The organism is Massilia putida (assembly GCF_001941825.1).
Lineage (GTDB): Bacteria > Pseudomonadota > Gammaproteobacteria > Burkholderiales > Burkholderiaceae_D > Telluria > Telluria putida.
On record NZ_CP019038.1, the window covers coordinates 3,117,913 to 3,132,246 of the forward strand.

Below are 14,334 nucleotides of genomic sequence, written 5' to 3' on the forward strand. Positions count from 1 at the left end.
AACCTTCGGATCAGCGTTCGAACGCGACGTGGCCGGCGACGATCGTCGCCTTCACCTGGCCCGTCAGTTCGTAGCCGAGGAAAGGCGTGTGCTTGCCCTGGCTGGCGAGGGCGGCGGCGTTGACGGTCCAGCGCGCGCCAGGGTCGAACAGCACGACGTCCGCGCTGGCTCCCTTCGCCAGCGTGCCGGCGGACAGGCCCGCCATGCGCGCCGGGTCGCTCGTGATCTTCGCCAGCGCCGTCGACAGCGCCTTGCCGTCGTTACCCTGTTCCGCCGCCCATTTCAGCATCAAGGACAGCAGCAGCTCGAGACCGGTGGCGCCGGGCGACGCCTCGGCGAACGGCAGCAGTTTCTCGTCGTCGTCGACGGGGGTGTGGTCCGAGCAGACGGCATCCACGGTGCCGTCCAGGACGGCCGCGCGGATCGCGTCGCGGTCGCGCTGGCTGCGCAGCGGCGGCGTGAGGCGCGCGTTGGAATCGAAAAAGCCGATGTCGGCGTCCGTCATGTGCAGGTGGTGCACGCCGACGTCGCACGTGACCGGCAAGCCTTCCTTCTTCGCGGCGCGGATCAGGTCCAGGGCGGCGGCGGACGAGATGCGGCACAGGTGCACGCGTGCGCCCGATGCGCGCATCAGTTCGAAGATCGTGTGCAGCGCGATCGTCTCGGACATCACGGGCACGCCGGACAGGCCCAGGCGCGACGCCAGCGGGCCGCTGTGGGCGATGCCGCCGCGGCCGATGTGCGGGTCCTGCGGACGCAGCCAGACGGTGTAGCCGAACGTCTTCGCGTACTGCATGGCGCGCAGCAGCACGGTCGTGTCCTCGATCGGTTCCTCGGCCTGGGCGAAGCCGATGCAGCCGGCTTCCGTGAGCTCGGCCATCTCCGTCAGCGCTTTCCCTTTGAGGCCGACGGTCAGCGCGCCGAGCGGATGCACGTGGGCCTGGTTCAGCAGGCGCGCGCGGTGCTTGAGCATTTCGACGAGGCCCGGCTCGTCCAGCACGGGGTCGGTGTCGGGCGGGCAGACGAGCGTCGTCACGCCGCCCTGCACGGCCGCCTGCATTTCCGATTCCAGCGTGGCCTTGTATTCGTAGCCCGGCTCGCGCAGGCGCGCGGAGAGGTCCACGAGGCCCGGCGCGACGACGAGTCCCGCGGCATCGAATGTGCGCGCGGCCGTGAAGCCGGCGGGCGCGCTGCCGATGGCGGCGACTTTGCCGTCGGCGATGAAGAGGTCCTGGACGGCGTCGATGCCGCCCGCCGGGTCGATCAGGCGCCCGTTCTTGATATGCAAATTCGTCATGCGTGACTTCCAGCCAAAATACTCATAACCGCCATGCGAACGGCGATACCGAAGGTGACCTGCGGGAGGATCACGGCCTGGGCGCCGTCCGCCACGGCCGAGTCGATCTCCACGCCGCGGTTCATCGGGCCCGGGTGCATCACGATGGCGTCCGGCTTGGCGAGCGCCAGGCGCTCGGGCGTCAGGCCGTAGCTCTTGAAGTACTCGCCGGCCGACGGCAGCAGCGCGCCCGACATGCGCTCGTTCTGCAGGCGCAGCATGATGATGACGTCGACGTCCTTCAGGCCTTCATCGATGTTCGTGAAGACGCGCACGCCCATCTGCTCCAGGCCGCCCGGCAGCAGCGTGTGCGGGCCGATGGCGCGCACTTCCGGCACGCCCAGCGTGGTCAGCGCGTGGATGTCCGAGCGCGCCACGCGGCTGTGCAGGATGTCGCCGACGATGGCCACGCGCAGGTTCGTGAAATCCTTCTTGTAGTGACGGATCGTGTACATGTCGAGCAGGCCCTGCGTCGGGTGCGCGTGGCGGCCGTCGCCCGCGTTCACCACGTGCACGTGGTTCTGCTTCGTGTCGTTCAGGTGCTTGGCGATCAGGTACGGCGCGCCCGACTGCGCGTGGCGCACGACGAACATGTCGGCGTGCATGGCCGACAGGTTGTCGATCGTGTCCAGCAGCGACTCGCCCTTGCTCGTCGAGGACGCGGCGATGTTCAGGTTGATGACGTCGGCCGACAGGCGCTTCGACGCGATCTCGAACGTCGTGCGCGTGCGCGTCGAGTTTTCGAAGAACAGGTTGAAGACGCTTTTCCCGCGCATCAGCGGCACCTTCTTGACCTCGCGGTCGGAGATGCTCACGAAGCTCGAGGCGGTGTCGAGGATGTGATTGATGATGGCCTTGGGCAGCCCCTCGATGGTGAGGAGGTGCTGCAGCTCGCCGTTCTTGTTCAGTTGCGGGTTATGCATTGTCGTCTTCGATCTTGAGCGAAAGTTGGCCGGATGCGTCGCGCGACAGCGCGAGCGAGCGGCCCGGCGCCAGCCGCGCGTAGGCGCCCACGAAATCGGCGGCCACCGGGAGTTCGCGGCCGCCGCGGTCCGCCAGCGCGGCCAGCATGATACGCTGCGGGCGGCCAAAGTCGAACAGCACGTTGATCGCCGCGCGCACCGTGCGGCCGGTGTACAACACGTCGTCGACGAGCACGATGGTCGCGCCGTCGACGTTGAATTCGATCCGGGTCGGCTTCACGTCCGGATGCAGGCCCTTGCGGGCGTAATCGTCGCGGTAGAACGAGACGTCGATGAAGCCCAGGCGCGCCTGCAGGCCCAGGTCGGCGGCAAGCCGCTCGGCCAGCCACGCGCCGCCCGAGTGGATGCCGACGATGGCGGCATCCGGCACGTCGGACAAACCGGCGCGCACCTGCGCGAGCAGGTCGCGGTACAGGGCTTCCGCGTCGAAGCCTGCTGGTTCCGAGTCGTTAATATGAGTTGGCATGATCGTCAAAGTATTGTTGCAAAATGATGGCGGCGGCCTTGGCGTCGATGATCTCGCCCCGCTTGGCGGTAATGACGGCCGACGAATAGCGTTCGTCGACGAGTTCCACGGGCAGGTTGAACCGGCCGTTCAGCTGATTGGCGAAGCGGCGCGCGCGCAGGGTCATCTCGTGCTCCGCGCCGTCCGGATGGCGCGGCTCGCCCACGACGAGGCGCGCGGGGCGCCATTGTTCGATCAGGTCGCCGATGACCTTGAAGCGGGTCGCATTGTCGACCGCCTTGATGACGGACAGCGGCTGCGCCTGTCCCGTCAATGTATTCCCCATGGCGATGCCGATGCGCTTGATGCCGAAGTCGAAGCCCAGAACGATGTCGACCATTACCTGCGCCGACTCCGGACAAATACGCATCCAGGAACCCATTCCAGTAGGGTGGGCACGCCGTGCCCACGCGCGACGTTTGCGTCATGCTGGCGCTCGCGCGGGCACAGGGGTGCCCACCCTACCAGTGTGCAACCGTCAGGCATGACCGGCCTCCGATGCGAGCATCAGCGGGTCGATGCCCAGCAGCTTGATGGCGGCGTTGTAGCGCTCCTCGATCGGCAGGTCGAACAGCACGTGCGCGTCGGCACCCACCGTGAGCCAGCCGTTGCGGGCGATTTCCTCTTCGAGCTGGCCCGGGCTCCAGCCGGCATAGCCGATGGAGACGAGCATGCGGCGCGGGCCGGAGCCGTTGGCGACGGCTTCCAGCACGTCGATCGACGTGGTGAACGCGACGTCGTCGGTGACGCTCAGCGACGAGGAATAGCGGCCGCCCGGCGAATGCAGCACGAAGCCGCGGTCGTCCTGGACGGGGCCGCCGAACATGATCGGTTCGTTGACGACGCTCGGACGCAGGCCTTCGGCCACTTTCAGGTCGATGCGGTCGAACAGCACGTCCATGGTCATGTCCGTCGGCTTGTTGATGACGACGCCGAGCACGCCTTTGTCGTTGTGTTCACAGATATACACGACGGCGCCGCCGAAGATCGGGTCATTCATCGACGGCATGGCAATCAGGAAATGATTAGCCAGGTTCAGCTGTGAGGCAGATGCGCCCGCCGTGCCCATATGAAGGGTGTCTTCCTGGGGCATCCCGGGCATGGTTAGAGGCTTGCCGACCTTACTTTTTTTCATGCTCATACTCTCTGTTGGCTCACTCTCTGGGGTTACCGCGGCATTTCTAGGCTGAAAAGCTGGACTTTTCGCTAGTTTACACCGAATTGCCCGACCAGCCATGGAAGCCGCCCGGCCGGGCCAACCCTGAGAGATGGTAGACAGTAAAATTCTGGACCGCATTGACTCCGCACACAGAAGATGACTTTAAGAAACTCCCTGGTCTGGTTCCGGCGCGATTTGCGTGTGGACGACCATGCCGCGCTGCATCATGCTCTGCTCTCCTCACGCCGTGTGTTCGGCGTGTTCGTGTTCGATACCGACATCCTGGCCGGCCTGCCGGCCGACGACCGGCGCGTTCAATTTCTGGTGGACAGCGCGCGCGAGCTGGATGCGCGCTTGCGTGCAATGGGAGGTTATCTCATCGTGCGGCACGGGCGCGCCACGCAGGTGATCCCCGAACTTGCTGCCGGGCTGGATGCGGAATCCGTCTTCGCCAACCGCGACTACGAGCCGCAGGCGCGCGCGCGCGACCGCGCCGTGCAGGACGCCCTGCGCGCCGCCGGCCGCAGCCTGCAGACGTTCAAGGACCAGGTGATTTTCGAGCAGGACGAGGTCTTGACCCTGGCCGGCGGCCCGTATTCCGTCTTTACGCCCTACAGGAACGCGTGGCTGAAACGCCTCGCGCGCGAGCCGGAGGCGCTGCGGCCGTTCGAGACGGCGCCGCACGCCGCCGCATTCGCGCCACCGTCCACCGATCACGTCCTGCCGACTTTGGAAGAGCTCGGCTTCGTACCGAACGCCGCGCCCATCGCGCATCCCGGCGTGGCGGGCGCCGAGCAGTTGCTGGCGCAATTCGAGCGACGCCTCGCGCGCTACGACCACGACCGCGATTACCCGGCACTGGACGCGACGTCGCGCCTGTCGGTCCACCTGCGCTTCGGCACATTGAGCGTGCGGCGGCTCGTCGCCATGCTGCAGGCGCGCATCGCCGATGGCAGCGGCGGCGCCGGCGCGCCGGTGTGGCTGTCGGAACTCATCTGGCGCGAGTTCTACATGATGATCCTGGCGCGCCATCCGCGCGTCGTCGCGCATGCGTTCAAGCCCGCCTTCGATGCAGTCGCGTGGGACGAAGGCCCGATTGCTGCCGGGCTGTTCGCCGCCTGGTGCGCCGGCCGCACGGGCTACCCGCTCGTCGACGCCGCCATGCTGCAGCTCGAACGGACGGGCTTCATGCACAACCGCCTGCGCATGGTGACGGCCAGCTTTCTCACGAAGGACCTCGGCATCGATTGGCGCCGCGGCGAGCGCTGGTTCGCGCAGAAGCTGAACGATTACGAACTGGCGTCGAACAACGGCGGGTGGCAGTGGGCGGCATCGATGGGATGCGATGCGCAACCCTGGTTCCGCATCTTCAATCCCGTGACGCAGTCGCGCCGGTTCGATCCGGACGGGGATTTTATTCGGCAGTACCTGCCGCAACTGGCCGGGCTGACGGGAGCGGCGATTCATGCGCCGTGGCTGGCGAAGCCGGAAGCGCTGGAGAAGGCCGGGATCGTGCTGGGGCGGGATTATCCGCTGCCGGTGGTGGATCACGAGGAAGCGCGGGAGAAGACGCTGGCACGGTTCAAGGCGGTGCGCGACGCGTAACGTCGGTCCCGGCACTGCCGGAAACGACTCCCCGCGAAAGCGGGAATAGTGCCCCGCACTATTCCCGCTATGCTGAGCGTCCACCGTCGGTAACGTCAGCGCACTGCCAACCGAACGACTTCGGTAACTCAGTATGGGTTCCCGCTTTCGCGGGAACGACGGCTGTCGAGCAATCCGTTAATCGCCGCCAGCAACGCCTCCTCCTGGAACGGCTTGCCGAAATACGCATCGACGCCGAGCCCCAGCGCGACATTGCGGTGCTTGTCCGCCGTGCGCGACGTGATCATGATGATCGGCAGCTCGCTTGTCGCGGCATCGCCACGCACGTGGCGCGTGAGGTCGAAGCCGTCCATGCGCGGCATTTCGATATCGACCAGCATCAGGTCGGGCCGCGCCTCCTGCATCTGTTCGAGCGCATCGACGCCGTCCTTGGCCAGCAGCACGCGATAGCCTTCGCGCTCCAGCAGGCGCTGGGTGACCTTGCGCACGGTGAGCGAATCGTCCACGACCATGATCGTCGCGATGCGCGCCGGCGCCGGCACGGGTTCCGCCTGCGCGGCGGGCGCGCGGCCCGGACGCACGTCCTGCCCGGCCAGCTGCACCGGATCGAGGATCAGCACGATCTCGCCCGAACCGAGCACGGTGGCGCCGGCGATGCCCCGCATATGCGCCAGTTGCGGCCCGATGTTCTTGATGACGACTTCGCGGTTGCCCAGCACCTCGTCCACCCGCACGGCGACGCGCGTGTTGCCGCTCCTGAGGACCAGCACGGGCGACGAGCGTTGGCCGCCCGCCCCACCCGGTTCGTGCAGCAACACCGGCAGATAGTGCAGCGGGATGCTCTCGCCGTGGACGCCGATCGATCCGGCGCTTTCGGCCGCCTGCAGATCGGTGTCGCGCACCTGCAGCACCTGTTCGACCAGCACGGCCGGCAGCGCGTGCGTGCGCGTGCCGCTGGCCACGAGCACGACCTGCGTGACGGCCAGCGTCAGCGGCAGGTGGATGGTGAAGGCGGCGCCGCGGCCCGGCGTCGTCTCGACGTCGACGCGGCCGCCCAGCGCGCGCGCTTCCGAGCGCACCACGTCCATGCCGACGCCGCGGCCGGCCAGTTCCGTCAGCGTGTCCGCCGTCGAAAAGCCCGGCTCGAACACCAGTTCGGCGGCATCCTGGTCGGACACTTCTTCGCCCTCGGCCAGCAGGCCGGACGCGGCCGCCTTGGCGCGGATGCGGACCAGATCGAGGCCGGCACCGTCGTCGGCGAAACGGATCTCGACCTCGTTGCCCTGCTGGCTCACCTGCACGAGCAGTTCGCCGGTTTCCGGCTTGCCGGCGGCGAGGCGCGTGTCGCGCGCTTCGATGCCGTGCACGATGGCGTTGCGCAGCAGGTGTTCGAACGGCGCGGCCATGCGTTCCAGCACGCTGCGGTCGATCTCGACGCCGCCGCCGCGGATGTCCAGGTTGACGCGTTTATCGGTTTCCTTCGCGGTCTGGCGCGCCACGCGGAACAGGCGCTCGGACAAGCTCGCGAACGGCACCATCCGCACCCGCATCAGGTCGCGCTGCAGCTCGCGCGTGAGGCGCGATTGCGCGGTCAGGTCGTCGGCCGCCGCTTCCACCGTGCGCGCGAAACCGTCGTGGAACGAACCGACGTCGTTCACGCTCTCGGCCATCATGCGCGTCAGTTCCTGCAGGCGCGTGAAGCGGTCGAATTCGAGCGGGTCGAATCCGCGCTCGCCGGCAATCGACAGGCGCGACGCGATCTGCGACTCGGCCTGCACCTCCACCTCGCGCAACTGGCGGCGCAGGTTGGCGAGATTGTCGGCGAAGTCGGACAGCATGCCTTTCAGCGCGCCCACCTGCGTTTCCAGTTTTGAGCGCGTGATCGACACCTCGCCGGCCTGGTTGACGAGGCGGTCGAGGATGTCGGCGCGCACGCGCACGAGCGGCGCGCGCGCAGCCTGCTCGTCCGCCGTCGGCACAACCACCGGCCGCGCGCCCGCGGGTTCCGGTGCGGCGGTTTCCGCGGCCTGTGCCGGCGCGGCCGACGCCCCGTGTAGCGTCGGCCCGGCGGGCTGCTGCAACTGTTCGAACAGCAGCTGCGCCTGGTCGTAGTTGGCGAGCAGTTCGTCGAAGGCGGCCGGATTCGTCGTCCCGGCGTGCAGCATGTTCTCGATCTGCGTTTCCAGCGCGTGCGTGTGCTGGCCGAGGCGCATCGCGCCGGCCATGCGCGCGCTGCCCTTGACCGTGTGCAGGGCGCGCAGCAGGCCTTGCGCGACGGCCGCATCGGCCGGATTCTGCTGCCACTGGCGCAGGCCGTTGCCGATCTGCGGCAGCAGGTCCGCCGCTTCTTCCATGAAGACGGGCAGCAGGTCCGGGTCGAGTTCGTCGACGAAGACCGGTTCGGCGGCCAGGGCGTTGTCGGACTCGGGTTCGGGCTCGGGTTCGAACTCCGGTTCGGGTTCGGGTTCGGACTCAGGTTCCGGCTGCGGCTCTGGTTCCGGCTGCGGCTCTGGCTCGGGCACGGCGTCCGGTACGTCGAACAGCGCATCGACGTCGATGACGTCGCCGGCCTCCGGTTGCGCGGGGGCGGGCGCGGGTTCGGCCTGTTCCAGCGTGGGCACCGCGAACGGGTCGTCGAAATACGAATCGAACAGGTCGTCGACGGCGCTGACGGCCGAATCGTCCTGGTGCGGTGCCGGCGCGCGCGGCGCCAGTTCCGTGCTGGCGGGCAGTGCCGGCGCGCTGGCGGCCAGCGACGGATCGGCCAGGATGCTGGCATAGGTGGCGGCGAACAGCGCGTCCAGGCGCTGCGCCAGCTCCGGGTCGGCGTCGTCGAACACGGCATCGGCGCGGACCTTTCCCAACTCGTCGCGCAGCGCTTCCAGGCGTGCCAGCAATTCCGGCTGCGCGGGCGCCAGTTCTCCCAGCGCGAACACCTGCAGCATCACGCGCACGCGCTCGACCGTCTCGTCCAGCAGGTCGAACTGTGCGCCGCTCAAAGGCGGCACGGCGACCTGCAGCGCTGCTTCCAGCGCCACGGCCAGTTCGCGCAGCGCATTGAAGCCGACAGTGGCCGACGTGCCGCCCAGCGTGTGCGCGGCCTTCAGTGCCTGCGGCGTCACGGCGCGCAGCGGTTCCGCGCGCCAGGTGGCGAAGTCGCCCGCCAAGGTGCGCACCAGCTCCTCGGTCTCGCCGAGGTAGATGTTATACAGCTGCAGCGGGATTTCCAGATCGCCCACATGCCGCACGTTCGATTCCGACACGGGAAAGGCCAGCACATTGTCCGGCAGCTCTTCGGTCGACAGGGCCGGCAGCGGCGCGGGCGCCTCGTCCGGCGCGACGTCGAAGCCGGCCGCGGGTGCGACCGGTTCCAGGTTTGCCGCCACAGGCGCCGCATCGTCTTCCGTCAGCCCGGCCGCGGCCGTGGCGTCGAGCGCACCGACCGTTTCCGGCGCCAGTTCGGCCGGCGCGTCGACCGCCGGCACATACGGCGCCGACACGAGCGGCGCGGGCGCTTCCGGCACGGTGAACGTTCCGCCCTCCTGCACGCTGGCGGCGGCGCGCACGAGCGCCTCGCCGTCGCGCTGCGATCCGCCGGCCGCCAGCTCGTCGACCCACGCCGACAACTCGGCATGCGCATGTGCGAGCAACGCCAGCAGATCGGGTGTCGCGGCGCGCGCTTCGGCCAGCCACAGGTTCATGACTTTTTCGATGGCGGCGGCCGCCGCCGCGAACTGCTCGAGGCCGACCATGCGGCTGCTGCCCTTGAGCGTGTGGAAGCCGCGGCGCAGGCGCGTCAAGGTGTCCTGGTCGGCCGAATTGGCTTGCGTGGCCGGCAGCGCGCCGCCGACGACGTCCAGCACGTCGCGCGCTTCGCCGATGAAGATCTCCAGCAGCTCGGCGTCGACGGCGCCGACTTCCGGCGCCGGCGCGGGTTCGGATACCGGCGCAGGTTCGGCCGGCGCAGCGCCCGCCTGTCCTTCGAACGGCAGTTCGTGGAACAGACCGGCGGCGGCATCGAAGCGGAAGCGCTTGCGCGCGCCGTCCACGTTCTGCGCCAGCGCGTCCGTGAAGAAGCCGAGCGCGCCGATGTTGCGGGCCAGGTTGTCCAGCAGCGCGCCGCGCGTCGCGGCATCGGGCTGCGTGTCGATGAGCGTGCGCACCTGGGCACGCACGTGGTCGACGGCCTGCGTGGCGGGGTCCTGGTCGAGGATGGCCAGCGCGCCCCGCAGCTGATGCAGCAGCGGGTCGACCTGCTCGAGCGAGGCGATGCGCGCCGGGTCTTCGTAGTAGTCGTCGATGAGCTTTTCGACCTGGCGCAGGCCCGTGCGGATTTCGCCCGCCAGCACGGCCACGGTCTGGCCCTGCTGCAGCTCGCGCGCCATCTCGCCGTGCCAGGCCGGGGCGTCAGGCGGGGTCTCGCCGTGCGCCAGCGCGAGCAGGCGCTGGCCGACGGCCTCGGCATGCTGGCCGAAGTCGTCGGGCAGCTGGCGCACCTGGTCCAGGCCGTGTTCGACGAACAGCATGGCCTCGGCCATCTCGAGGCTGAACTGGTCGCTGCGGTCGCCCTTCATCGATTCGCTGGCGGCCTGGCCCAGCTCGCGCAGCAGGTTCGCCAGCGCCGGTGCGCCCAGTTTCTCGCTGGCGCCCGCCAGTTTCGACAAGGCGTCGTTGAAGCCGCCGCCCGTGACGTCGCCGCCTTCGGTGGCGACGCGGTCCCAGCCCTGCTTGGTCTCGATCAGCGCTTCCTTGGCATCCTTGAGCGCCTCCGGATCGACGCGGCCGTAGCGGCGCTCCAGATAATCCGCCGGCACCTGGCCGCCGACATGGTACGCGTCGCGCAGCTGGCGGGCGTCAGGCGTCGGTTCGGGCGCGGCGGCGATGAAGAACAATGCGTCGCGCAGCAGCGCTTCCGGCAGCTCGGTATGGCCTTGCGCCTTGCGGCGCAGTTGCAGGTTGACCTGGCCGAACAGCTGCTTCACGTACAGGTCGGGCGCCACCTGGCCATGTGCGACGAGGTCGGCGACGGCCTGCAACGACAGCCAGAACGCGTGCGCTTCCGCCTGCGGCTGGCCGTGCACGACGTTCGCCAACGCATCGCGCATGGCCGCCGCCTGGGCGCGCTGGGCGTCGGCGTCGGCGCTGCGCAGGAACAGCAGCAGGGCCTTTTCGAATTGCGCGCGGCTCGCGGCGTAGTCCGGCATCGGGCCGGCGCCGCCGTCCGGCAGCAGGGCCGGTGCCAGGTCCAGCACGAGCATCTGGCCCGGATGCACCCGTTCGACACCCAGCAATTCCTGCAGCGCGCGGTAGTACGGGAACAGCCGCACGGGTTGCGGCGCGGCGCCGTCCAGCAATTCTTCCAGGTATTCGACGAGCGCCCGGTAGGCTTCGCCCACCGCACCGGCCCGGTCGGCGTTCAGCGCCAGGGCGCCGTCCTTGAAGCGGTCGATGACCTGCTCGGCCGCTTCGCTCAGGCGTTCGACGCCGGCGACGTCGACCATCTGCAGCGCGCCATGGGCCTGATGCAGGTGCGATTTGGCGTGCAGCAGCAGGGTCGGCTGCGCGTCAAGACTGCGGCCGGCCGCGTCCTGCAGCGCCTTGGCGGAGCGCCCGAGGGCATCGCGGATTTCCCCGATGACCCAGGAGAGAGGGCCGGTGTCGAAAGGCGGTGCGGCGGACGCGTGCGAATACTGGTTCATGTGGGGCGGACGTTAGGGACTCAAGCGGCGACGCGGAAGCGCGACACCGAATTCTTCAGTTCCTGCGCGAGCTCCGCCAGCTGCCGGATCGACTGCGCCGTCTGCTGCGTGCCGCCCTGTGCCTGTTCGGTGATCGCGAGGATGTGCTGCATATTATGCGCCACACCGTTCGCGGACGTCGCCTGCAGGCCTGCCGCGACCGCCATCCCCTGGATCAGTTCAGCGAGACGGTTCGACACGCGCGAGATGTCGGCCAGTGCCGCGCCGGCCGCGTCGGTCACGCGCGCGCCCTCGACGACGCCCTGCGTCGACTTTTCCATCGCCGCCACCGCGTCGTGCGTGTCGGTCTGGATGGTGCGCACCAGCGCGCCGATCTGCTTGGCTGCTTCGGCCGACCGTTCCGCCAGCCGCTGCACTTCTTCCGCCACGACGGAGAAGCCGCGCCCCGCCTCGCCGGCCGATGCGGCCTGGATCGCGGCGTTCAGCGCCAGCACGTTGGTCTGTTCCGTGATGTCGGAAATAAGCTCGGTGATCTCGCCGATCTCCTGCGACGACTCGCCCAGGCGCTTGATGCGCTTGGACGTTTCCTGGATCTGCTCGCGGATCTCGCCCATGCCGCGGATGGCGTTCTGCACGGCGGTCGCGCCCTGCTCCGCCGCCGCCACCGACTGGCGCGCCACCTCGGCCGATTCCTTCGCGGAGCTGGACACGTCCGTGATCTCGCCCGCCATCCGGAGCATCGTGGCCGACGTATCCTGGATCTCGCGCGCCTGCTGGCCCGCCGCGACGAGCAGGCTGCTCGACACCTGCTGCGCGTCGTTCGACGCCTGCGTCACTTTTTCCGCCGTGGCGATCACGCGCACGACGAGGCCGCGCAATTCTTCCACCGTGTAGTTCACGGAGTCGGCGATGGCACCGGTGATGTCTTCGGACACGGTGGCGTACACGGTCAGGTCGCCGTCCGCCACTTCCTGCAATTCGTTCATCAGGCGCAGGATCGCGGCCTGGTTCTGGTCGTTGGTCGCCTTGGCTTCCTCTTCCTTGGCCTGGGCCAGCAGGCGCATCGCATCCGCCTCCTGGCGGCGCGCGTCGGCGCCGCGGGTGCGGTTGCGCGAATCCTGCAGCATCACGCGCGAAATGCTGCCCGCGGTGACGAGCGTGAAGATCGACGCCGCGATGAGCAGCCAGAACCAGCCGTCCGTGCTGCCTTCGCCGGCGCGGTACGACGCCTGCAGGTCCGTCAGCTGGCGGCGCAGCGCCTCGTTGTCGCCGAAGATGGTCTGCTCGGCGGCCTTGGCGGCCGTCATGTCGGACAGTTTATCCAGGAAGGTCGAGATCAGTTTCTGGCAGATGTCGAATTTCGACCGCACCTCCTCGAGCTTGGCGCGCAGGTCGGCGTCGCGCAGCGGGGCCAGGCCCAGCGTCGCGCTGCCGTTCAGCAGGCCGTCGACGATGGCGCGGAACGTGGTTGTGTCGCGCCCCATCTGGAAGGCGGTCTCGGGGCGGATGCCGCCCGAGGTGAGGAATTCGCCGGCGCTGCGCGACAGGCGCTGCGTCAGCATCATCATGCGGCCCAGTGCCGCCAGTTCGCGCGCGCCGCCACCGTGCGCCGTGCGCTCGGTGAGGATCTCTTCGGTCAGCGCCAGCATTTCGGGCGCCAGGACGTCGAGCCGCTTGAGGTTCTTGTCGAAAGCGACGAGCTCCGGCTTCATCTTGAGGATGCTGGCGGAGGCCGAGTCCGACACGTTCCACTTCTTGCGCACCGTGGCCAGCTGCGAAGCCAGGTCGCCGCTCGACGCCGGGATCGCATTGCCGTTGAAATCGCCGCCCTTGGCCAGCAGGTCGAGGTCGCGCGACAGGGCCATGCGGCTGTCCTGCAGCTGCGTAAAGGCGTCCGGCACGCCCTGCATCGCGTTCGGCGCGGCCTTGCCCACGCGCTGCGAGTGCATCAGCGCTTCGCTCGCGATCTGGGTCTGGGCGCTGGCGATCGCGCCGCTGCCGGCATTGCGCCACAGCGCCAGCAAGGTCAGGAGGATGCCGACGACGAAGGCCACGAGCAGAATGCGCAGCTGGCGCGGCAGCGATAAATGGCCGATCAGCGGCAGGCGCAGTTCGTCGTCGCCCCCGCCGGCCGCGGCGTTCGCCGCAGCGGCGGCGGTGCGCTGCTTGCGTCGCGCGAGCTGGCCCAGGCGCAGCGCGGCGTCATCCGCGGAACCCGTCGCCGCCGTGCCGCTGACGGGGCCGACCGGGACCGACGGCGGCACCGCCGCCGGCAGCGTGCCGACGCCGAACTGCGTGTCCGGCGACGCCAGCACGGTGCCGGTTTCGCCGTCGCGCGCCGGCGCGTCGCCGCCCCCGTTCTTGGGGAAGAAATTCATCGACAGTTTGGATGCGAATCCCATTCCAGCTCCAATGCAAAAAATACTTAGTGCCTATCCCGGCAGGGCACCCTGTGCCCACCAAACGTCCGATCATGCGAACGTCAAGGGTGGGCACGGGTGCCCGCCCTACGGCGTTCCTAGCGTGCGACCTGCAAAAACCGTTCCTCGCGCGCGAGGGCGGCCAGCGACAGCGGCGTCCATTCGCCCCCTTCGGCGTCGCGCAGGCGGCCGCCCTGCGATTCCATGTCGGCCGCGTGGCGCAGGCCGACGACGCGCCCGACCAGCAGCGCGCACGGAAAAGCCAGGCTTGGTGCGAACGTCACGAGGCGCGCGCCCGCGGCCGGCACGGCGGCCGGCGCGGCCTCGGGATCGAGGTAGCGCGCCAGGTCGACGACGCCCACCAGGCTGCCGCGGACGTTCGCGAGGCCGAGGTACCACGGCTGCGTGAGCGGCACGGCGGCCAGCGGCGGCAGCGGCACGATTTCTCCGGCTTCGACGAGGTCCAGCAGATAGCGCACGCCGCCGATCTCCACGCCCAACTGGTGCGCGCGCGCGCCGCTGCTCGTGCGCGCGGCCTGCATGCGCTCGAGCAGCTGTTCCTGGTACTTGCGCAGGCGGGCGCGCCGCGCCGCGCCTTTCTGTCCGCCGGCGTCGCTGGCGCCCATG

Annotated in this window: 9 protein-coding genes; 1 reads left to right on the forward strand and 8 read right to left on the reverse strand. The window is 69.0% G+C overall.

All coding sequences use genetic code 11. The annotated features are described in order from the left end of the window. Positions 1–10 precede the first annotated feature (10 nt). The 5 genes from BVG12_RS16025 to BVG12_RS16045 all read right to left on the reverse strand — a co-directional run bounded on the left by BVG12_RS16025 (position 11) and on the right by BVG12_RS16045 (position 3,959). On the reverse strand, positions 11–1,297 hold the full coding sequence (locus BVG12_RS16025) for a dihydroorotase (RefSeq protein WP_075793271.1): 1,287 nt from the start codon (positions 1,295–1,297) through the stop codon (positions 11–13). Next, the gene (locus BVG12_RS16030; RefSeq protein ID WP_075793272.1) at positions 1,294–2,259 is read right to left on the reverse strand and encodes an aspartate carbamoyltransferase catalytic subunit; all 966 of its coding nucleotides are present in this window, start codon (positions 2,257–2,259) and stop codon (positions 1,294–1,296) included. The genes BVG12_RS16025 and BVG12_RS16030 overlap by 4 nt, the downstream gene beginning before the upstream one ends. Then, the gene (gene pyrR, locus BVG12_RS16035; RefSeq protein WP_075793273.1) at positions 2,252–2,785 is read right to left on the reverse strand and encodes a bifunctional pyr operon transcriptional regulator/uracil phosphoribosyltransferase PyrR; all 534 of its coding nucleotides are present in this window, start codon (positions 2,783–2,785) and stop codon (positions 2,252–2,254) included. Before pyrR ends, BVG12_RS16030 begins: the two co-directional genes overlap by 8 nt. Continuing rightward, on the reverse strand, positions 2,769–3,164 hold the full coding sequence (gene ruvX, locus BVG12_RS16040; RefSeq protein ID WP_075793274.1) for a Holliday junction resolvase RuvX: 396 nt from the start codon (positions 3,162–3,164) through the stop codon (positions 2,769–2,771). Before ruvX ends, pyrR begins: the two co-directional genes overlap by 17 nt. 138 nt (positions 3,165–3,302) lie before the next feature. After that, positions 3,303–3,959 (reverse strand): YqgE/AlgH family protein, encoded by a 657-nt coding sequence (locus BVG12_RS16045; RefSeq protein ID WP_075793275.1) that lies wholly within the window; start codon positions 3,957–3,959, stop codon positions 3,303–3,305. Between the two features lie 180 nt (positions 3,960–4,139). Here BVG12_RS16045 and BVG12_RS16050 point away from each other — a divergent pair, with 180 nt between their 5' ends. Next, entirely contained in the window at positions 4,140–5,588 is a 1,449-nt protein-coding gene (locus tag BVG12_RS16050; RefSeq protein WP_075793276.1) for a cryptochrome/photolyase family protein, read from the forward strand. Positions 5,589–5,716: 128 nt separating this feature from the next. Here BVG12_RS16050 and BVG12_RS16055 read toward each other — a convergent pair whose 3' ends face one another. The 3 genes from BVG12_RS16055 to BVG12_RS16065 form a co-directional block, all read right to left on the reverse strand. Then, on the reverse strand, positions 5,717–11,287 hold the full coding sequence (locus BVG12_RS16055; RefSeq protein WP_075793277.1) for a hybrid sensor histidine kinase/response regulator: 5,571 nt from the start codon (positions 11,285–11,287) through the stop codon (positions 5,717–5,719). Positions 11,288–11,307: 20 nt separating this feature from the next. Then, a complete protein-coding gene (locus BVG12_RS16060) occupies positions 11,308–13,689 on the reverse strand; it encodes a methyl-accepting chemotaxis protein (protein ID WP_075793278.1) in 2,382 nt (793 codons plus the stop codon). Between the two features lie 116 nt (positions 13,690–13,805). Then, complete coding sequence (locus BVG12_RS16065) at positions 13,806–14,333, reverse strand: chemotaxis protein CheW (RefSeq protein ID WP_075793279.1); 528 nt, start codon at positions 14,331–14,333, stop codon at positions 13,806–13,808. Position 14,334: the final 1 nt, after the last annotated feature.

Bases quoted from the DNA above. Each gene is read 5' to 3' on its own strand.
- BVG12_RS16025 (WP_075793271.1), bottom strand. From the start codon at position 1,297: ATGACGAATTTGCATATCAAGAACGGGCGCCTGATCGACCCGGCGGGC.
- BVG12_RS16030 (WP_075793272.1), bottom strand. From the start codon at position 2,259: ATGCATAACCCGCAACTGAACAAGAACGGCGAGCTGCAGCACCTCCTC.
- pyrR (WP_075793273.1), bottom strand. From the start codon at position 2,785: ATGCCAACTCATATTAACGACTCGGAACCAGCAGGCTTCGACGCGGAA.
- BVG12_RS16050 (WP_075793276.1), top strand. From the start codon at position 4,140: ATGACTTTAAGAAACTCCCTGGTCTGGTTCCGGCGCGATTTGCGTGTG.
- ruvX (WP_075793274.1), bottom strand. From the start codon at position 3,164: ATGGTCGACATCGTTCTGGGCTTCGACTTCGGCATCAAGCGCATCGGC.
- BVG12_RS16045 (WP_075793275.1), bottom strand. From the start codon at position 3,959: ATGAAAAAAAGTAAGGTCGGCAAGCCTCTAACCATGCCCGGGATGCCC.
- BVG12_RS16065 (WP_075793279.1), bottom strand. From the start codon at position 14,333: ATGGGCGCCAGCGACGCCGGCGGACAGAAAGGCGCGGCGCGGCGCGCC.
- BVG12_RS16055 (WP_075793277.1), bottom strand. From the start codon at position 11,287: ATGAACCAGTATTCGCACGCGTCCGCCGCACCGCCTTTCGACACCGGC.
- BVG12_RS16060 (WP_075793278.1), bottom strand. From the start codon at position 13,689: ATGGGATTCGCATCCAAACTGTCGATGAATTTCTTCCCCAAGAACGGG.